Origin of the sequence: Fibrobacter sp. UWT3, from assembly GCF_900230125.1 — a bacterium.
GTDB lineage: Bacteria > Fibrobacterota > Fibrobacteria > Fibrobacterales > Fibrobacteraceae > Fibrobacter.
In genome coordinates this window covers 1,594,616-1,614,412 of the sequence record NZ_OCSS01000001.1, presented here as the reverse complement: position 1 = coordinate 1,614,412, position 19,797 = coordinate 1,594,616, and the positions used below count along the sequence as shown (strand labels likewise).

General features: G+C 54.8%; 17 protein-coding genes. 13 read left to right on the top strand and 4 right to left on the bottom strand.

The genetic code is table 11. The features are described 5' to 3' along the window. Positions 1–9 precede the first annotated feature (9 nt). The 4 genes from CRO08_RS06985 (at position 10) to hisD (ending at position 6,317) form a co-directional block, all read left to right on the top strand. Positions 10–2,520 (top strand): ATP-dependent Clp protease ATP-binding subunit, encoded by a 2,511-nt coding sequence (locus tag CRO08_RS06985; RefSeq protein WP_097035580.1) that lies wholly within the window; start codon positions 10–12, stop codon positions 2,518–2,520. Positions 2,521–2,574: 54 nt separating this feature from the next. After that, positions 2,575–3,222 carry a nucleoside monophosphate kinase gene (locus tag CRO08_RS06980; protein WP_097035579.1) on the top strand — a complete coding sequence of 216 codons (648 nt, stop codon included), beginning with the start codon at positions 2,575–2,577 and terminating at the stop codon, positions 3,220–3,222. Between the two features lie 71 nt (positions 3,223–3,293). After that, the gene (gene cimA, locus CRO08_RS06975) at positions 3,294–5,024 is read left to right on the top strand and encodes a citramalate synthase (RefSeq protein WP_097035578.1); all 1,731 of its coding nucleotides are present in this window, start codon (positions 3,294–3,296) and stop codon (positions 5,022–5,024) included. A 3-nt stretch (positions 5,025–5,027) separates the two neighbouring features. Next, complete coding sequence (gene hisD / locus CRO08_RS06970; protein WP_097035577.1) at positions 5,028–6,317, top strand: histidinol dehydrogenase; 1,290 nt, start codon at positions 5,028–5,030, stop codon at positions 6,315–6,317. 282 nt (positions 6,318–6,599) lie between these two features. Here the strand turns inward: hisD and alr are convergent, their stop codons facing one another. Continuing rightward, positions 6,600–7,823 carry an alanine racemase gene (alr, locus tag CRO08_RS06965; RefSeq protein ID WP_097035576.1) on the bottom strand — a complete coding sequence of 408 codons (1,224 nt, stop codon included), beginning with the start codon at positions 7,821–7,823 and terminating at the stop codon, positions 6,600–6,602. A 562-nt stretch (positions 7,824–8,385) separates the two neighbouring features. Between alr and CRO08_RS06960 the strand changes: the two genes are divergently transcribed. The 4 genes from CRO08_RS06960 (at position 8,386) to CRO08_RS06945 (ending at position 12,371) form a co-directional block, all read left to right on the top strand. Next, a complete protein-coding gene (locus CRO08_RS06960; RefSeq protein ID WP_097035575.1) occupies positions 8,386–9,348 on the top strand; it encodes an AgmX/PglI C-terminal domain-containing protein in 963 nt (320 codons plus the stop codon). 127 nt (positions 9,349–9,475) lie between these two features. Further along, positions 9,476–10,291: a fibrobacter succinogenes major paralogous domain-containing protein gene (locus CRO08_RS06955; protein WP_255252269.1), complete on the top strand. Its 816-nt coding sequence runs from the start codon at positions 9,476–9,478 to the stop codon at positions 10,289–10,291. A 219-nt stretch (positions 10,292–10,510) separates the two neighbouring features. After that, on the top strand, positions 10,511–11,629 hold the full coding sequence (locus CRO08_RS06950) for an aminopeptidase (RefSeq protein ID WP_097035574.1): 1,119 nt from the start codon (positions 10,511–10,513) through the stop codon (positions 11,627–11,629). Between the two features lie 52 nt (positions 11,630–11,681). After that, entirely contained in the window at positions 11,682–12,371 is a 690-nt protein-coding gene (locus CRO08_RS06945; protein WP_176495082.1) for an FISUMP domain-containing protein, read from the top strand. A 110-nt stretch (positions 12,372–12,481) separates the two neighbouring features. On the opposite strand, the gene CRO08_RS06940 is transcribed toward CRO08_RS06945, so the two are convergent. Genes CRO08_RS06940 through CRO08_RS06930 form a run of 3 tightly spaced genes read right to left on the bottom strand, consistent with a single transcriptional unit; the run spans position 12,482 to position 14,962 of the window. After that, positions 12,482–13,501, bottom strand: a complete 1,020-nt coding sequence (locus tag CRO08_RS06940) for an aspartate-semialdehyde dehydrogenase (RefSeq protein WP_097035572.1) — start codon at positions 13,499–13,501, stop codon at positions 12,482–12,484. 9 nt (positions 13,502–13,510) lie between these two features. After that, positions 13,511–14,482 (bottom strand): NADH dehydrogenase subunit 6, encoded by a 972-nt coding sequence (locus tag CRO08_RS06935; RefSeq protein WP_141398266.1) that lies wholly within the window; start codon positions 14,480–14,482, stop codon positions 13,511–13,513. A 12-nt stretch (positions 14,483–14,494) separates the two neighbouring features. Continuing rightward, positions 14,495–14,962, bottom strand: a complete 468-nt coding sequence (locus CRO08_RS06930; protein WP_097035570.1) for a single-stranded DNA-binding protein — start codon at positions 14,960–14,962, stop codon at positions 14,495–14,497. A 160-nt stretch (positions 14,963–15,122) separates the two neighbouring features. Here CRO08_RS06930 and CRO08_RS06925 point away from each other — a divergent pair, with 160 nt between their 5' ends. The 5 genes from CRO08_RS06925 to CRO08_RS06905 all read left to right on the top strand — a co-directional run bounded on the left by CRO08_RS06925 (position 15,123) and on the right by CRO08_RS06905 (position 19,797). Further along, positions 15,123–16,226, top strand: a complete 1,104-nt coding sequence (locus tag CRO08_RS06925) for a DUF1343 domain-containing protein (RefSeq protein WP_255252268.1) — start codon at positions 15,123–15,125, stop codon at positions 16,224–16,226. Between the two features lie 13 nt (positions 16,227–16,239). Further along, positions 16,240–16,839: a superoxide dismutase gene (locus CRO08_RS06920; RefSeq protein ID WP_097035568.1), complete on the top strand. Its 600-nt coding sequence runs from the start codon at positions 16,240–16,242 to the stop codon at positions 16,837–16,839. A gap of 179 nt (positions 16,840–17,018) precedes the next feature. Then, positions 17,019–17,348 carry a transposase gene (locus tag CRO08_RS06915; RefSeq protein ID WP_073321178.1) on the top strand — a complete coding sequence of 110 codons (330 nt, stop codon included), beginning with the start codon at positions 17,019–17,021 and terminating at the stop codon, positions 17,346–17,348. A 17-nt stretch (positions 17,349–17,365) separates the two neighbouring features. Then, positions 17,366–18,214 carry an IS3 family transposase gene (locus CRO08_RS06910; protein ID WP_176495013.1) on the top strand — a complete coding sequence of 283 codons (849 nt, stop codon included), beginning with the start codon at positions 17,366–17,368 and terminating at the stop codon, positions 18,212–18,214. A gap of 56 nt (positions 18,215–18,270) precedes the next feature. After that, complete coding sequence (locus tag CRO08_RS06905) at positions 18,271–19,797, top strand: hypothetical protein (protein ID WP_176495081.1); 1,527 nt, start codon at positions 18,271–18,273, stop codon at positions 19,795–19,797.

Below are 19,797 nucleotides of genomic sequence, written 5' to 3'. Positions count from 1 at the left end.
AGATTTGGTATGGCTGATAACAACGGAATTTTCTCTGCGAAGGCGAAGGCCGTGCTCCAGGCCGCCCGCATGGCGGCCCGCAATCTTGGCAGCGACTGCGTCTCTACGGAGCACCTGCTCCTGGGGCTTGTCCGCGAGGATTCTGGCTTTGCCGTTGAAACCCTCAAGGCGCTCAAGATAAACCTTGTGGACCTGAGCGAAGATATCCAGCGTTCGCTCTCTTCGAACGGTGGGCTCATGACCATCGGCGGTAACCCGCGCGACGGCCTGTTGCAGTTTACGGTCCGCGCGAAGGCGGTGCTTTTCAATGCCGCAAAGATTGCGAAGGAAGAAGGCGACCAGTATATCGGCCCTGAACACTTGATGCTTGCTATCTTGCAGCAGGTCGATTCTCCGGCGGTCGGAATCCTTTCCACGTACAACATCACGTACGAGAATTTTGAGCAGATGCTTGACCAGCTCAAGCACGATGGCGATGCGAATGCCCCGCAGGATATTCCCGGTGAGCCGCAGCGCCCGGCCCAGGGCCAGCGCGAGATGCGCAGCGGCTCCAAGTCCAAGACCCCGATTCTCGACCATTTCGGCCGCGACCTCACCGCGATGGCGCGTGCCGGCAAACTCGACCCGATTATCGGGCGCGAATCCGAAATCGAACGCCTTATCCAGATTCTCTGCCGCCGCAAGAAGAACAACCCGGCGCTCATCGGCGAACCGGGTGTGGGCAAGACGGCCATTATCGAAGGCCTTGCGCAGAAGATCGTGCAGAAGAAGATTCCTGACCTGCTTGTAAACAAGCGCGTCGTGACGCTCGACGTGGCGGCGATGGTTGCGGGTACCAAGTATCGCGGCCAGTTCGAGGAACGCATGAAGGGCCTCATCATGGAACTCCAGCGCGTGAGCAATTCCGTGATCCTCTTCATCGACGAACTCCACACCATCGTTGGTGCGGGCGGTGCCGAAGGCAGCCTCGATGCGAGCAACATTTTCAAGCCGGCCCTTGCACGTGGCGAACTGCAGTGCATCGGTGCGACGACGATTGACGAATATCGCAAGTACATCGAGAAGGATGCTGCTCTTGAACGCCGCTTCCAGACGATTCTCGTGAACCCGCCCAACTCGGAAGATTCTATCCAGATTCTCGAGGGGCTGCGCCCGAAGTACGAGCAGCACCACAAGGTGCACTACACGCCCGATGCCATTCGCGCTGCGGTGACGCTTGCCGAACGCTATATCAGCGAGCGCTTTTTGCCGGACAAGGCCATCGACGTGCTCGACGAGACGGGCGCCCGCGTGAAGCTCAATTCCATCAAGGTCCCGCAGGACCTGCTCGACATGGAAGCGGAACTGCCCGACGTGCTCCAGAAAAAGCAGGACGCTGTCGCGAACCAGGATTACGAGAATGCGGCCAAGTACCGCGCCCGCGAGGAAGAACTCCAGACCGCCATTGCCGAACGCAAGAAGCAGTTGCAGGGCGAAGGCGAAACGATTCCTGTTGTAGACGAAAGCGACATTCGCGACTGCATCAGCAAGATGACGGGCATTCCCGTGAGCCGCCTCGGCGGCGAAGAGACGCAGAAACTCCTGCACCTCGGCGAAGAAATCAAGCAGCGCATTATCGGGCAGGACGCCGCAGTCGATGCGATTGTCAAGTCCATCCGCCGTACGCGTGCGGGCATCCGCAGCAGCAAGCGCCCGATGGGCAGTTTCCTCTTCCTCGGGCCTACCGGCGTGGGCAAGACCGAACTTGCGAAGGTGTTGAGTCTTACGCTTTTCGGGAGTGAGGATTCCATGATCCGCATCGACATGAGCGAGTACATGGAAAAGCACAGCGTTTCCCGCCTTATCGGCGCCCCTCCGGGATACGTGGGCTTCGAGGAAGGCGGCGGACAGCTCACTGAGAAGGTGCGCAAGAAACCCTATTCCGTGGTGCTCCTCGATGAAATCGAGAAGGCGCATCCGGATATCTACAACATCCTGCTCCAGATTCTTGACGACGGCATCCTTACCGACAGTTATGGCCGCAAGATCAACTTCAAGAACACCATCATCATCATGACGAGTAACGCGGGTGCACGCGAAGTGCGCCACAGCGGCGGCATGGGATTCACGAAGGAAGGGGAGACCGACGACTACGAGCGCATGGAAAACGCCATCCGCGAAGAGGTCAAGCGCGTGTTCTCTCCGGAATTCCTGAACCGCATCGACGAGCAGATTGTGTTCCGTGCCTTGAGCAAGAAGGACCTCGTTTCTGTCGTGGACATCCAGATGGGGTTCCTCCAGAAGAACATCTCCGATCGCGGAATCCTGCTGGAAATCAGCCAGGAGGCGAAGGAATTTATCGTGAACAACAATTACGATTCCACACTGGGGGCGCGACCCATCCGCCGTTCCATCCAGAATCTTGTGGAAGACGCGATTGCCGAAGGGCTCCTGCTCGGTACCCTCACGGACTTCTCCACGATAAGCATCGGCGTCGAAAACGGCAAGCTCAGTTTCAAGTGCGAAAAGATACAGTCGTAAAAATGCTATCTTTGTCCGCGAAAAATTTCAACAATCAAACCCAAGAGGTTAACAATGGCTAAAATTCCTGCAGTTCTTATCTTCGGCGCACCGGGTTCCGGCAAGGGTACCGTCGGCGCGAAGCTCGCTGCTACCACTTCCCTCAAGCACATTTCCACGGGCGACATCTTCCGTGGCATTGCTCCTTCCAGCGAATCCGGCAAGCTCCTCGCTTCTTACTCCAGCAAGGGCCTGCTCGTTCCGGACGAAGCCACTGTCGAAATTTTCGGCCGCTTCATCGAAGGCCTCGTGAACACGAACAAGGTCAACCCGGATAAGGATACCCTCCTCCTCGACGGTATTCCCCGCACGGTTGCCCAGGTCAAGCTCATCGAATCCGTCGTCGACGTGAAGCACATTTTTGTGCTCGACATCAAGGACGAAAAGACCATCGTGGCCCGCCTCCTCAACCGCGCCAAGATTGAAGGCCGCAAGGACGACGCCGACGAAGCCGTTATCAAGAACCGCCTCAAGGTGTACAAGGAATCCACCGCCAAGGTGCTCGGCAAGTACAGCAAGTCCATCATCAGCCGCATCAACGGCGACAACACCCCGGACGAAGTGTTCTGCGACACCCTCGCTGCCTACGTGAAGTTCTGTAAGAGCGCTTGCAAGGCTTGCAAGAAGGCCCCGGCCAAGAAAGCTTGCAAGAAAGCCAAGTAATTCTTCAACTGGAATTGCAATAATGTCCCGGCCCCCTGCGGGTCGGGCTTTTATTTTCTATCTTTACGCCCATGAAAGTTTTTTTATACGACACCACCCTCCGCGACGGTAACCAAGACCGCAAGATAAGCCTTTCTCTCGCCGACAAGCTGCAGATTGCGCGAATTCTTGACCATTTCGGTTTTGACTACATCGAAGGGGGCTGGCCCAATCCGAGCAACCCGACCGACGAGGAATTCTTCCAGAAGATCAAGGAAGTCAAGCTGAAGCATGCGAAGATTGCTGCTTTCGGTTCCACTCGCCGCCCGAAGGTACTGCCCGAGAAGGACCCGCTGCTGCAGGCGCTCGTGAAGTCGGGCGCTCCGGTCAAGACGATTTTTGGAAAGAGCTGGGATTTGCACGTCACGGACGTCATCCGCACGACGCTCGAGGAGAACCTCGACATGATCGAGTCTACCATCGACTACCTCAAGGACCATTCCGAGGAGGTGATTTACGATGCGGAACATTTCTTTGACGGCTACAAGGCGAACCCGCAGTACGCTCTCGAGACGTTGAAGGCTGCTGAGCGCGGCCGCGCGGACTGTATTGTACTTTGTGATACCAACGGTGGCACCATGCCGTGGGAAATCGAAGAGATTATCAAGGAAGTCAAGAAGAGCATATCGACTCCGATAGGAATCCATGTCCATGACGATTCTGGTCTGGGCGTGTGCAACAGCCTTTTTGCCGTGAAGAGCGGCGCTACCATGGTGCAGGGCGTGGTGAACGGTTACGGCGAGCGTTGCGGAAACGCGAACCTCACGACCATCGCTGCAGACCTGCATTTCAAGATGGGCGCGAAGTTCTTTGCCGCGAAAAAGATTGCAAGGCTGCGTCAGTTGAGCAGCAACGTGGACCAGATTGTGAACCTGCCGAGCGACGTGCATGCCCCGTACGTGGGCGATGCTGCGTTTGCGCACAAGGGCGGTGCCCACATTGACGGCGTGATGAAGGTGAGCCGCAGTTTCGAGCATGTCGACCCGCATGCCGTGGGTAACGACCGCGTGTTTGTCACGAGCGACCAGGCGGGCGGTTCCCTCGTGGTGGAAAAGCTCAGGGCCATCAAGCCGGGCATCGACAAGAAGGACCCGGTGGTGGGCAAGCTGCTCACGCTCATCAAGGAACGCGAGAACGCCGGCTGGCATTTCGACAGCGCCGAGGCGAGCTTCAAGCTGCTCGTGTACCGCCACCTGGGCATGGTGCAGGAGCCGTTCAAGGTTCTGGGCTACCGCGTCATCGAAGACAAGACGACTCAGGGCGTGTCCGTTTCGCAGGCGACGGTCAAGCTCCAGATTGGCGACAAGATAAGCCATCAGGTGAGCGAGGGCGACGGCCCGGTGAATGCTCTCGACGCGGCTCTTCGCAAGGCGCTGCTTCCGTTCTTCCCGAACATGGCGAAGGTCAAGCTCGACGACTACAAGGTGCGCGTGCTCGGGAGCAAGGTGGCATCTGACGCTACCGTGCGCGTGTGGACGACGTTTGGCGACGAGAAGGGCTACTGGAACGTGGTCGGCGTCTCGAGCAATATCATCGAGGCGAGCTGGATGGCGTTCGTGGACGGGCTCACGTACAAGATTCTCGTGGACAACAAGGTCATCGAGAGCGCGTACAAGCATATCGACGTGAAGTCGGTTGCGGTTGCGGGGCAGGCAAGCGCCGCGAAGGAAGAGGAACCCGCTCCGGCGAAGGCCAAGAAGTTGAGTGCCCGCAAGGTGAGGAACCTCGCCGATATCACTCGCTCTGCGAAGAAGAGGAAGTAGTTTATGCAAATTGTTAAGGTTACTCCGAAATCTGCTGAAATTGAACGCATCTGCGGGCGCGAAGTCGCCCCGAGCAAGGAAATTCACGACAAGGTGATGCAGATCCTTGCCGACATCAAGAAGGGTGGCATCGCGAAGGCGACGGAATACGCCCAGAAGTTCGACGGCCTGAAGGGCAAGAACATCCGCGTGCCGGTATCGGCCATCGCGAAGTCTGCCGCCAAGTGCCCGAAGGAACTGCAGAAGGCCCTGAAGCAGGCCATCAAGAACGTGCGCGACTTCCACAAGAACCAGATGGAAGAATCCTGGCTCATGCAGGGTGCCGACGGCATCGTGCTCGGCCAGCGCATCCGCCCGATGAAGCGCGTGGGCCTCTACGTGCCGGGCGGTGCGGGCATCTACCCGAGCACCGTCATCATGAACGCGGTCCCTGCTCTCGTTGCCGGCGTGGAAGACATTGTGGTCGTGACTCCCATCAAGGGCGAAATCAACCGCGCTGTGGCTTTCGTGCTGCAGGAACTCGGCATTACCGAAGTCTACCACATCGGCGGCGCTCAGGCGATTGGCCTGCTTGCCTACGGTGCGAAGGATGCCAAGGGCAAGACCGTCGTGGAACGCGTCGACAAGATTGTGGGACCGGGCAACGTTTTTGCGGCCATCGCCAAGAAGGAAGTTTTTGGCGTCGTGGATATCGACATGGTGGCTGGCCCCAGCGAAGTGCTCGTGATGGCGGACAATACCTGCGATCCGGACTTCGTTGCGGCCGACCTTTTGAGCCAGGCGGAACACGGTTCCGGCTTCGAGGCGGCCATCTGCATTACCGACAACATGGAAACCGCCCAGATGATTAGCGCCTGCGTGGATATCCAGGTCGAAAACTCCCCGAAGCGCGAGCTCCTCGAGAAGGTGCTTGGCAATTTCGGGCGCATCCTCGTGGTGAAGGACTGGTTCGACGGCGTGGAAATCGCAAACCGCATCGCTCCGGAACATTTGGAAGTGATGACCAGCGAAGCCGAATCCATGGCGGCTCAGATCGAGAACGCGGGTGCGGTGTTTATCGGCCCGTGGTCCAGCGAGCCGGTGGGTGACTACTTTGCGGGCCCGAACCACGTGCTGCCTACCAACGGCACGGGCCGCTTCTTCAGCCCGCTCGGCGTGTACGACTTCCTGAAGCGCATGAGCATCATCCGCTACAGCGAGAAGGCCATCAAGAAGAACGCGAAGGCCATTGCCGCCGTCGCTACCGAAGAGGGCTTTATCCACCACGCCGCTGCGGTCCTCAAACGCCTTTAAGGTCTCGCTACCTGCGTCATTCCGGCGTCTGTCATTCTGGAGCGCTGCGATAGAATCCAGGTACGTACAAATTAAAAGGCTCCCTCGGGAGCCTTTTTTATATGCGATAAACGCGTCCTTAGCGCGGTCGGTTACCTCTGTGAGCAACAAAGCGCCAGTTATTAAACTGGGGCGGTTGCGACCTTTGGACACTTGCGCTTTAGCGCTTAGTGTACATGGCCACCTTTAGGTGGGAGTGAGCGCATACCGGAGTAATTTAAAATCCGAGTGTAGCGCGAACGGTTATCGTAAAGGATATTCCTTGTAATCCTGCACGCCGAATTCCTGCTTCAGGTAATCCCAGCGCACCAGGCGGTTCTTCCAGAAGTACTTGCGATACAGGCGGCGCGCCACGCGGCTTGTTAGTTCGTACGGAATCGTGTGGTGGTCGTCGGCGACGCTTTCCATCGAAATGCGGAAGTCGAGCTCGCCGTTTACTACGTCGACCGTCTCGCCGACCTGAACATCGGGGATATGGCTCACGTCAACCATCGTCGCGTCCATGCAGACGCGCCCGAGAATCGGGCAAATCTGGTTACGGATCATCACGAAGCCCTTGTTGTATTCGCCGCGGAGGTAGCCGTCGCCGTAACCGATGGCGATGGTCGCGATGCGCGTGGGCTGCTGTGCCATCCAGTATCCGCCGTAACTCACCGTCTCGCCGGGCTTCACGTCGTGAATGTGGCGGATGGTGCTCTTGATTTTCATGACGGGCTTGATGGGCCACGGGGAGGGTGCTGCACCCATGCAGTTGTAACCGTAGAGCGCGAGACCCGGGCGCACCATGTCGAAGTGGCTCTCGGGGCGCGTGAGCGTGCCCGCGGAACTGCTGCAGTGGCAGATTTCGGGGCGAAGCCCTTCGGCTTCCAGCACGTCCACGAGTCGCGTGAATCGCTGGATCTGGATATCCGTCTTCGGGTTCCCCGGCATGTCGGCGGTGGCGAGGTGCGTGAACATTCCCTCGAATTTCAGGCTCTTGAGGCTCAGTGCCGCGCGGATGTTGTTGAAGTCCTCGGCATCGAAACCGTAGCGGTTCATGCCCGTATCAATCGCGAGATGCGCCTTGCAGGTCGTACCCGTTTCGCGCAGGAACTGGTCGAACGCCATTGCGGTGCGGATGTCCGTGATGGCAGCAGTAAGCTGGAATTCTACGAAGTAGGCGAAGTCTGCGGGAGTGCAGGGGCCGAGCACCAGGATAGGCAAGTCCATACCGTACTGGCGGAGCAGCATGCCCTCGCTGATGTGGGCGACACCCAGGTAGTCCGCACCGCCGAACTTCGCGGCAAACGAGCAGGCGAGGCTCCCGTGCCCGTAGGAGTCGGCCTTCACGGGCAACAGAATCTTCGTGTTTGCCGGAATCTGGCTGCGGATGAATTGAATGTTGTTGCAGAGTGCGTCAAGATTGATTTCAATCCAGTTCGGGCGCGCGATACGGTTCAAGTCGGGAGGGGTCGGTAAAAGCTTCATAGTACGTAAAATATAACAAACGGCCGTGCCTGCGGCCCACAATAGGCTTAGTTGGGCGCTCCCGAGCCCCTTAAATAGCCTGAAAAGTAAACAAAAAGTGCATCTAATATGGAATAGATTTACTTGGGCTAATTTTTTGTAAAGTTCGGCACTGCCAAAAAAATATCAAATCGCGGCCAATCCCAGTAATGGCGGGCTTTTCGTAAATGCGCTTGAGTTTACAATTTTATCGATGAATTTTTGTTTACGCAAAAGTGAGTTCACGATAATTTTCTTCGTTGTATTTTATGGGTGTAAACGATGTTGAACTTCATTAAGGAAGAAGGTGTTTGGATAAAGTAACAGACTACATATAAATTAACTTTTTATTTTTGTCGTCTTGATTCTCTGACATTCCCGGTTGCGAACAGACGGTTTTCCTAGTCGAAAACCCCGTTCTCCCGTTCGTACTTGTATAAAAAAGTTTCACCCTGAAACTGGTGTACCACTATTACCCCCAGAAAATACCCCCAAAATAAACCATAAACCATCAATTCCCTCGCAAGAGGGGGAGGATAAAATCATGAAACCGATCAAAAAACCACCAAAAGAAAAAGAAACTGATGAACTCGTGGTAGCGCTCATGCCCGATTCCGACGAGAAACTGAGGAATATTACAGGAGTTTCTCTGCTTGTCGCTCTTGCGCTGAGTTTCTGGGCCACGACATATGAGGTTGTTATCAACGATATGATGTTTGAGAAAACCTCCAGTTTAGAAATCGAAACAAAAATCGAAATCGCAGATAAGAAAGAAGAGAAAAAGCAGGAAAAGAAACAGAATAAGAAACCGAAAGACATCGCAAAAAAGAACAACAGGCCCGGCGGTGGCAAGCCAAAGAATCAGGGGAAACCGAACGCGCCCAAGACAAGGGGCGTCCTCAAGGAACTCGCGTCAATGACCAAGAACGCGTCAGCTTCGGCATACAACCTCATGAACGACCAGAAGTTCGCGAGAGACATAGATAAAATCCTCAAGAACACGAACGGCTTGCAGACTACGGGAAAGACGCATATTGGCGTGAGGGCCGGAAAGGTCGATGGAGCCTTTAACGAGGAAGTCGCCTCTGGGGGTGGCGGCGGAATCGGAGGAGCCTTCGGAAACCTGTTCGGCGGCTCGGGTGGTGGAATCAATACGAAGTCCATGAAGGGAAATATGAAGACCCCTTCCGTGCGCGATATCGACATGGGTGCAGGGAACTCCTCGCGTTCTGCATCCGATATCATGAAGGTCGTGCGCACACGTACACCCGGGCTACGCCATATCTACAATAAGTACCTGAAGAAAAAACCGGGCTTGGAAGGCAAGGTGACGCTCAAGTTCACGATTGCCCCGGGCGGCGAGGTCATCAGCATCGCGGTTGTCTCGTCCACTACGGGCATCGGCGAATTCGATGGCGAAATCAAGAATGCCGTCGGTCGCTGGACATTCAGCAAAGTCAAGTCCGGAAACACCACGGTGACCATACCCTTCACGTTCACCGAATAGGACTCTAAAATCCTGTAAATGATACCATTCCGGCGGCCGTACGGCTGTCGGAATTCCTTTTTTGCCTTGTGGATATCGAAAAAATATATAGATTGTCTGAAAAAAAATTTCTGGTAGAGGTTAGGTTATGCTAAAAGCGAAACATGGTTTTTCTTTTGTTGTTGCCGCTGTTTTCGTTCTGCTGCTCGTCGCCTGCGGCGATGACGACAGCGATTTTGCGACTCGCCCGTCGGAAGGTTCGTCATCCAGCGTCACACCGAAGTCGAGCGATAGCGAGACAAGTGTGTCCAGCAGCAGTTCAGTGACTGGAAGAACATCGTGCGATGTGAACACTGATAAGAACTGCTTTATGGATTCCCGCGACGGTCGGACTTACAAGACGGTCACCATCGGCACTCAGACTTGGATGGCGGAGAACATCAACTACGAAACGGATAGTAGTTTCTGCTACGGCGACACTCTTGCCAACTGCACCAAGTACGGCCGCCTTTACACGTGGGCAGCCGCGATGGACAGCGTGGGCATATGGAGCACGAACGGCAAGGGCTGTGGTTATGGCACAACCTGTTCTCCGACTTATCCTGTTCGCGGTGTTTGCCCTGAGGGCTGGCACCTGCCAACAACAGCGGAATTCAAAACTTTGTTCACGGCAGTCGACGGTCAATCAACCGCAGGCAAGGTGCTCAAGTCCACATCCGGATGGAATAGTAGTGGCAATGGCACGGATGCCTTCGCCTTCTCCGCGCTCCCTGCCGGCTACAGGAACGACTACGGGGATTACTTCTACGAGGGCGACAACGCGTACTTCTGGAGTTCTACAGAGGACAATAGCAAATTCGCGTGTAATATGTACTTGTACTACGACGACGGCAATGCGTACATGTACAACTACAAGTACTACGGATTTTCTGTTCGTTGCCTCAAAGACGCACAAGCCGAGTGAAGCGGTCGCCAAGTTTACTTGAGCGACCATTTCCGAGGCGCAGTAGTCTGCGCTACGTAGTAGCGCCAGGACTAGCCGAGCAGCGAGGGACTCCGTAGGAGTCCCCTCACAAGCCGAGCGCAGCGGCCCCTCTTCAAATTTTTTTGAGCGGGTCCCTGTTCTTGCGTTTGTTTCTCCTTTTTGCTATATTCTCATGCGGAATAAAATGGAGAATTTAAAATGACTGATCCGCGCATTACAAAACTTGCCGAAAACTTGATTAACAACGCGCTTGCCCTCAAGGCGGGCGAGAATATCCTTATCGAAACCACCGACACGCCCGACGAAGTTTCTACCGAACTCATCAAGGCTGTCGAGAAGGTGGGCGGAAACGCCTTCGTGCGCAATTCCAAGAGCCGCGTGCGTCGCCAGATGCTCCTTTCCGCAAGCGAAGCCCAGATGAAGGTCGAGGCCGAACTTGCCCTCGCCGAAATGAAGAAGATGCAGGCCTACATCGCCATCCGCGGGGCCGACAACTTCATGGAAAACTGCGACGTGAGCGACGAGAAGATGCTCATGTACCGCAAGATGACTAAGGAAACGCTCGACTACCGCGTGAACAAGACGCGCTGGTGCGTACTCCGCTGGCCGAACGCCTCCATGGCGCAGGGCGCGAAGATGAGTACCGAGGCGTTCGAGGACTTCTACTTCCAGGCTTGCCTCGCGGACTACCCGCGCATGGGCCGCGCCGCGCAGAATCTCGTGAACCTCATGAACAAGACGGACAAGGTGCGCCTTGTCGCTAAGGATACCGACATCACGTTCAGCATCAAGGGAATCCCGGCGGTGCCGTGCTGCGGCAACATGAATATCCCCGACGGCGAAGTCTATACGGCGCCGGTGCAGGGGAGCATCGAGGGCGTTATCCACTACAATACCCCCACGCTTTACGAGGGCAAGCAGTTCAGCAACATCCGCCTGGAATTCAAGGACGGAAAGATTGTGGACGCCACCTGCGAAACGGGCGACAACGCGCAACTCAACGCCATCCTTGATACCGACGAGGGCGCGCGCTACGTGGGCGAGTTCGCCATCGGTTTCAACCCGTTCGTGAACGCTCCGATGTGCGACATCCTCTTCGACGAGAAGATTGCGGGCAGCATCCACTTTACTCCGGGCATGTGCTACGAGGAAGCCCCGAACGGCAACAATTCCGCCATCCACTGGGACCTGGTGCTCATCATGCGCCCGGAATACGGCGGCGGCGAAATCTGGTTCGATGACAAGCTCATCCGCAAGGACGGCCTGTTCGTGATTGACGAACTCAAGTGCCTGAATCCGGACCAGCTGGAGAAATAGCGCTATGAAAAACCTGAGGACATTTTTTTCTGGCTTGCCGCTGGGAAAAATCATGCCTTTGTTTGTTGCGGGCCTGTTTCTTGCGGCTTGCGGGGATGATTCTTCCGGCCCGTATCTTACGATGGACGAAAGTTCGTCTAGCATTCAATCTTCTGGCAGTGTTGCGTCTAGTTCGTCCGTGCGCTTGCAGCCTTGCAGGACAGAGACGGAGGACAATTGTGAGTATGGAACCATCACTGACGAACGCGATGGGAAGACTTACAAGACGGTCAAGATCGGGAACTGGATATGGATGGCGGAAAACTTGAACTACGATGCGGGTGAGGGCAGCTACTGTTACGACGACAAGGAAGAAAACTGCGAAAAGTACGGACGTCTATATACGTTTGATGTCGCGAATACCGTTTGTCCCAAGGATTTCTATCTGGCGAGCAGCTATCAGTACAGGATTCTCTTCGATCAAGTGGGTGCGGACAGTTCTGCTGTTGCCCTTAAGTCAGATCATGGTTGGGAAGAAGACGGGAATGGTCTGGACCAGTTCGGTTTTTCGGCTCTTCCCGGAGGGTCCCGCTACTATGAAGGTTCCTACCTGAGTGAGGGGGAAGTAGCGAAGTTCATGACTTGCGACAAAGACATTATGGGCGAGGTTACTGTGGGACTTGCCTATAATCAGGTTAAAGGCAATATGCAGGGCGGTTACGCGGGCCGTGCGGCCTATGTCCGCTGTTATAGATTGCCTTAGCCTCTTGCTTTATTGCATGCAAAAAAGTCGCCCCGTAGGGCGACTTTTCTAATAGTCATTCTGGAGGTCCCCGCTTTCTGGGGATACCCGCTTTCGCGGGGAAGCCAATCTTACATCTTCAAGAGAATCTCGCCAATCTGCACGGCGTTGAGGGCAGCGCCCTTGCGGATCTGGTCACCGGTGAGCCACAGCGTGTTGCTGTTCTCGTCGGCGAGGTCCTTGCGGATACGGCCAACGAACACGTTGTCCTTGCCGGCGCTTTCGAGCGGCATCGGGTAGACGTAGTTCTGCGGGTCGTCCTTGAGGGTCACGCCCGGGGCGTTCTTGAGGGCGTTGCGGATTTCTTCGACGGAAACCGGACGCTCGGTCTCGAACCACACGGATTCGGAGTGGGAACGCAGCGAGCTCACGCGCACGCAGGTAGCGCTGGTACGCACGTCGGAGTGCATAATCTTGCGCGTTTCGTTGAACATCTTCATTTCTTCCTTCGTGTAGTCGTTTTCCGTCATCTTGTCGATCTGCGGAATCACGTTGTACGCGAGCTGGAACGGGAACTTGTTGATGTGCGTGGTGGTGCCCGTCTCGATGATGTCCTTGTACTGCTGCTTGAGTTCTTCCATGGCGATGGCACCTGCGCCGCTCGCGCTCTGGTAAGAAGAAATGTGAATCTTCTTGATGTGAGAAATCTTCTCGATCGGGTTCAAGACCACAACCATCATGATGGTCGTGCAGTTCGGGTTCGCAATGATGCCCTTGCCGCCATTTTCAGCCTTGTAGAGCTTGATGTCTTCGGGGTTCACTTCGGGCACGACCAGCGGGACCTTCGGGTCCATGCGGAAGAAACTGGTGTTGTCCACCACCACGGCGCCGTTCTCGACGGCGATGGGGGCGAATTCCTGGGAAATCGCGGCACCGGCGGAGCTGAGCACCAGGTCGATACCCTTGAAGGAATCCTTGTTCAAGACTTCGCACTTGAGGGTTTCGCCCTTGAACTTGAATTCCTTGCCCGCGCTGCGCTCGGAGGCGAGGAGCTTGAGGCTCTGCAGCGGGAAGTTGCGTTCCTCGAGGATGGAGAGGATTTCTTGGCCCACGGCGCCGGTTGCGCCCATGATGGCAACGTTGCGAATCATAATTAACCTTTAGTTATCTTCTTGTTGAGGTTGGTTGTTTGATTTTAAGTTCTGTATGTCGATCCAGAAACGCTCCAGGGAAGCCCTGGCCTGCGCAATCTGGTTGCGGCATTGCCTGTACTGGTTCGCCTGCTCTTCTGCGTTTTCTTGCAGGGCGTAGGTGTACAGCGAATAGGCGGCAAGGCGAACGCTTTCGCTCGCCTGTATAATTTCGGAATGCGCCTCGCTCGATTCGTGCGGGTGGAAGAGCCCGAGAGTCTTCTTGTTGAGCGCGGTCGCGTTGTTGTTGATGGCGAGCGCCTGCTGGCTCTTCTTTTCGCGTTCGGATTCGCTCACGTTTGCAGGGAGCGTGCCGAAGTTCTCGATGCTCGCCATGATGGCGTTCATGCGGTCAATGACCTTCGTACATTCAGTTATGTACTTCTCGAGCCTGGAGAGCGAAGCCTCGGACATCTGCGTTTTTTGCGCCGGAGAGTTCGCTTGGGCGTTGGCTCCACCGTTCCTTGCGGCAGGTGCCTTCGGGGCCTCTTGCCACTTGCCGCCTTCACCGTTCTGGAACGATGCGATGTAGTCCTGGTACTTCGCGTTCTGCGCGGCGAGTTCTGCCGGCGTATATTCCGAAGTGACCAGGAGCGTCGGGCGTTCCCAGTAGGCGATGCCGACAAATGCGGCGAGCATGAATGCGGTAAAGAGCCCGTTCGCGAATTTCGCGGGCATCTCTTCGCTGCGTACCGTGTAGAGCACGCCGAAGAGCATGAGGCTTGCAAATGCAAGGAGAAGCCCTCCATCGGCATTGTAGCTGATGAAGGAGTTCTTCGCGAAATAGAACAGGCAGTCCATCACGACGATGAACAGCGAGAGAATTGCCCCTATAATCTTGTGCGTATTGCGTTCGGCAGCCGCTGACTGGAGTATGGTAATAAACGTCACTCCGAGCGGGAGCACGAACATCAATGCAATATTGGCTACGTCCTGGTTCATAGGACTGCGCTACTAGAACGGCAGGTCGTCGCCGTCGCCATCCATCGGGGCGTCGTACGCGGAAGCCGAGTTCTGGGCGGGGGAGTAGCTGTTCTGCTGGTTGTACGAGCTTGCGGGTGCGGCACCGGGAGCGCCACCCTGGCCACGGGGTCCGAGAAGCTGGAAGGTGTCCATGTTCACTTCGGTCACGTAGCGCTTCTGGCCGTTCTGGTCGGTCCAGCTGCGGTTGGTGAGGGTGCCTTCCACGTAGAGGCTCATGCCCTTGTGGATTCCGAGCTGCTCGACGATGTCGGCGATCTTGCCCCAGCCCACGATGTTGTGCCAGTCCGTCTGTTCCTTCTGTTCACCGTTGTTGTCGCGGTAGCGGCGGCTGGTGGCGAGCGAGAACGAGACGCGCTTGCGTCCGCCGTTCTGGCCCATACGAATTTCAGGGTCCTTACCGATATTGCCAATGAGCATCACTTTGTTCAGATATGCCATAATACTATCCTGTTTGTTTTTGTTTCTATCCCAAAAATAAAAAATTCATTTTGTCATTTTGTGCCATTTTTGAAATTTTTTTCGTTTCCGGGCCCTGCCATGTCCCTTTTATTTGTATTTTCTTGAAAACTAATGACCAATTACTAATGACCAACAACTAATGACTATGGTTTCTCTCGCACTTACACGTTTTGAAAAGGCTTTCCCCGCAAACCTCAAGGGCAAGCGCCTCGGCGCTGTCCTCCACCCGGCTTCGGTACTCCCGGACCTGCACTACACCCTCGACCTCCTCAAGGAATACGACGGCAAGTTGTTCAAGCTTTCGGCGCTTTTTGGACCGCAGCACGGCATCAAGGGCCACACCCAGGACAACATGATCGAATGGGAGGGCTACACCGACCCCGAACTGGGCATACCCGTCTATAGCCTGTACGGCGAACACCGCGAACCCACGCCCGAGATGCTCAGCCACGTGGACATGATGCTCGTGGACCTGCAGGACGTTGGCGCCCGCTACTACACGTTCATCTGGACGCTGTTCCTTTGTATGAAAGCCTGCGAGAAGGCGGGAATCCCCGTGATTGTGGTGGACCGCCCGAACCCCATCAACTGTATCGATGAAGAAGGCCCGGTGCTGGACCTCGACTACACGAGTTTCGTGGGCCTGCACAGCATCCGCACGCGCCACGCGAAGACCATCGGCGAACTGGCGGTTCAGTTCAAGGAAGAACGCTTCCCCAAGTGCGAACTCTACGTGCTCGGCATGGAAGGCTACGACAAAAAGATGTGGTACGACCAGACGGGGCTCCCGTGGATTCTGCCGAGCCCGAACATGCCTACGCTCGATACCGCCATCGTTTACCCCGGCATGTGCCTTTTCGAGGCGACCAACGTGAGCGAAGGCCGCGGCACCACGCGCCCGTTCGAGATTTTCGGCGCGCCGTTTATCGATGCGGTCAAACTTTGCAAGTACATGAACGGATTGAAATTGCCCGGCGTGTATTTCCGCGAGAACTACTTCCAGCCCACGTTCCACAAGGGTGCGGGGCAGATTTGCGGGGGCGCGCAGATTCACGTGCTCGACCGCGACAAGTTCCGCAGTTTCGATATGGCGGTGAAGCTCTTGCAGTACATCTTCAACGAGTACCCGAAGGATTTCGCCTGGAAGCAGCCGCCTTACGAGTACGAATTCAAGAAGTTGCCCATCGACATTTTGCTCGGCAACGGCACGTTCCGCAAGGAATTCATAGAGAGTAGCATTTAACCAAGGAGACACAATGACTGAACAGAAAAACGGAAAATTTGAAATGCCTGCCCTCCCGTATGCGGCGGCGGACCTGGCCCCGGCCCTCAGCGCCGAAACCATCGAGTTTCACTACGGCAAGCACCTGCAGACCTACCTGAACAACCTGAACGCGGCGCTTCCGGGCAGCGCCTTCGAAGGCAAGTCCCTCGAAGACATCGTGAAAACCTCCGAAGGCGGCGTTTTCAACAACGCGGGCCAGTTCCTGAACCACTCCATGTACTTCTTGCAGTTTGCCGCCCCGAAGGCCGGCAACGCCCCCTCGGGCAAGATCGCGGAAGCCATCGCCCGCGACTTCGGCTCCTTCGAAAAATTCCAGGAAGAATTCCAGGCGAAGGGTGCTGGCCTCTTCGGTTCCGGCTGGGTCTGGCTCTCCGCCGATGCGAGCGGCAAGCTCGTGATTACGCAAGAAGGTAACGCCCAGAACCCGCTCACCAAGGGCCTCAAGCCGCTCCTCACGTTCGACGTGTGGGAACACGCCTACTACATCGACTACCGCAACCGCCGTCCGGATTACCTCAAGGCGCTCTGGAGCATCGTCAACTGGGACGAAGTCAACAAGCGCCTCGGGTAATAAATACACTTTTTATGATAGAAGGTCGCCTATTTGGGCGACCTTTGTTTATATTAATGGAGAGTGATTTTTTTGAGGAGCGAAAATTATGGACAACGAGCTTTTGGACCATGCAGGAGTTTAATAAGAGGGTAGCATAAGCTACTATATTCATTGCGCAACCCCAAAAAGGTAAAACAATGGCAAAAGTCAACTACAACTCCGAGACAAGGGAACAAGTCATCAAACTGGTCCTGAAAGGCGAAAAGTCCGCAAATCAGATAGCCAAGGAACTCGGAATCGGGCCCAATACAGTCGGTAGGTGGGTAAACGAGTACCGCAAGGAACACAACCTGCCGAGCTACCGCGAGGAACGGCGAATCCGCAAGGTGTCCGTCGAGGAACTCGCCGCCAAGAACAGGGAACTGGAAAAACTCCTGAAGAAGCGTGAAAAGGAGCTTGCGGACGAGAAGGAGACGGTAGAGATCCTAAAAAAATCCCTGCACATCTTTATGCGACCACACGACTGAAATGCGAGGCGATACACGTGAACCGCAAGAAATACTCAGTCAGGAAGATGTGCAGAGCCCTAGGAATACCGCAGTGTTCCTACTACCAGTGGTCGCGCCAGCAGGAAAAACGTGCCGAGAAGAAGGCCCGCGAAGAACGGCTTGTCCAGAAGGTCCGCGACACCTTCGAAGAAAACCACCGCGTGTACGGTTGCCCGAAGATGCAGGCGGCACTCCATGACAAGGGTGACGAGGTAAAGGTGTGGAAACTGCGCCGCATCATGCGCGAGAACGGTCTCTATCCGGTCACGCTCAAGAAATGGAAACCCTACCGCAAGGGCAAATGTGACTCCATGTACAGCGAGAACCTGGTGCAGCGGAAGTTCGATCCCGACAGTCTGAACGCCGTCTGGGCCGGCGACATCACCTACGTCAAGACTACGCTTGGCTGGGTGTACCTTGCCGTGGTACTTGACCTATGCAACAAGGAGGCGGTGGGTTATGCCGTGAGCAAGAACATCGACACGGAACTTGTCAAGCGCGCGTTGTCCAATGCCATCATGCAACGCGGCCATCACGACGGACTAATCTTCCATTCCGACCGTGGCGTGCAGTACAGCAGCATGGGCTACCGCACGATGCTCTCGGAGAATGGGATAACGCCCTCGATGAGCGCCCCGGGCTGCCCCTACGACAACGCCTGCATGGAAAGCTTCTTCGCAAGCTTCAAGAAGGAGATGGCCTACAGGCGAGACTTCAAGGACATCGAAGACGTGCGGGAGGCCGTTTTCAGGTACATCGAGCTGTTCTACAACCGGAAACGGCTCCATAGTTCGCTCGGTTACATGACACCGGTGGAATATAGGCTGTCAAAACAGGCTGCCTAGACCACAAGGGTATACCACTTAACAAGAAAAAAGGATATATTTTAACTTAACCGGTAATGAATATGGTTGTTCATGAACCCACTATTAAAAAAACTACAAATCCAGAAGTCGTGAATCATGGTTTTATGAGCAATTCCCTTTTCCAGAATATCAGCGGAATTTTTGCTGCGCCTTCGATTGTAAACGACATCCTCAAGAAGGTGAATCCTGTCACCAAGGCGGACGCAGACAAGAATATTGTCACCCCAGAACAGGCTAATGAACTTCCACTTGATGGTAATGGAAATGTCGATGTTCCCTCAGAACAGGTGGTCGGGACCGCCGCCGATAAGTTCGGTGACCCGGTATTCGCAAGACAATCGAATGATTTTGAAAAAGACGTGAATCGGTTACTGCGAGACCACAAGCCCACGGAAATTGAAAATGTCGTTAAGGAATTGACCACTGTTTACGATGCTTCTGTAAAGGATGTTGCCGAAGAAGCCAAGGTCAAGTTTGGCCAAGACATGACCAAATCTCAGTCCAAGGAATTTGAGCGCAAACTGCATGATTATGGGCAGAAGAAAATCAGTTCTGCCGCCGCCGATTTCAAGATAGAAGCCGGTACAGCGGAACATAAGCGCGACGAGGCGTTGAAAAACTGCAATTCTAAAGCCGAAGAAAAGCAAATTCAGCAAGAATTCAAAAAGGAAATAGATGCTGCTGAGAAAAAATTCAAAGAAACCGTTTCGGATACATCGGACATTTGGAAAAAGGCGACAGAGGAAACCGTCAAGGCTGTAGAAGAAAGCAAGATTGAAAAGAAGAAGAACGATATCGAAGAAAAGGTTCGCGACCACCTGCGCGGATTTGCTCGCACGATTCCCTCTTTCTTGATGGCCTACGGAAATGACAATACGACTCTCGAAACATTTGAACGCGACATTCCGGGCAACGTATTCCTCGAAGTAACAAGTATTACTGTTAACGAATTCAAATTCCTTCGCGATGGTGGCGATTACACCGACGAAAATGACGGAAAGAAAAAACACTATGACGGTCATCTCTTTGATTCGGTCGTATTCAACGATTCCGTGAAGGAATTTATGCGCAAACGCTCCGAGCTTGCCGATTATTTCGAGGATGACGTGAATGGCGATATTTTCGACTATATTCCGCCGCAGAAGACGAACCAAATCTTTACACCGAAAAAAGTCGTAAAGGACATGGTGGATATGCTCGAAAAGGAAACTCCGGGCTGTTTCGATGACCCGGAGCATACCTTCGCTGACCTGTACATGAAATCGGGACTCTATATCACCGAAATTATCAAGCGCCTTTATCGTTCAAAGAAGATGAAGAAAATCTTCCCCGACGATGCAAAGAGGCTGGAGCATATCGTCAAGAATCAAGTCTGTGGGGCTGCTCCTACCGAAATCATCTACATGATTGCGATGCACTACATTCTCGGTTTCAACAACGAAATTGAAGGCAAAACCGCATCGCAAATTCAAGCGCTTTATCCGAATTTCAAAATGAAGGATACCGCCGAACTCGCTAAAAACGGAAAACTGGCCGAATGGGTGGGGAAGGCGTTTAAGTAA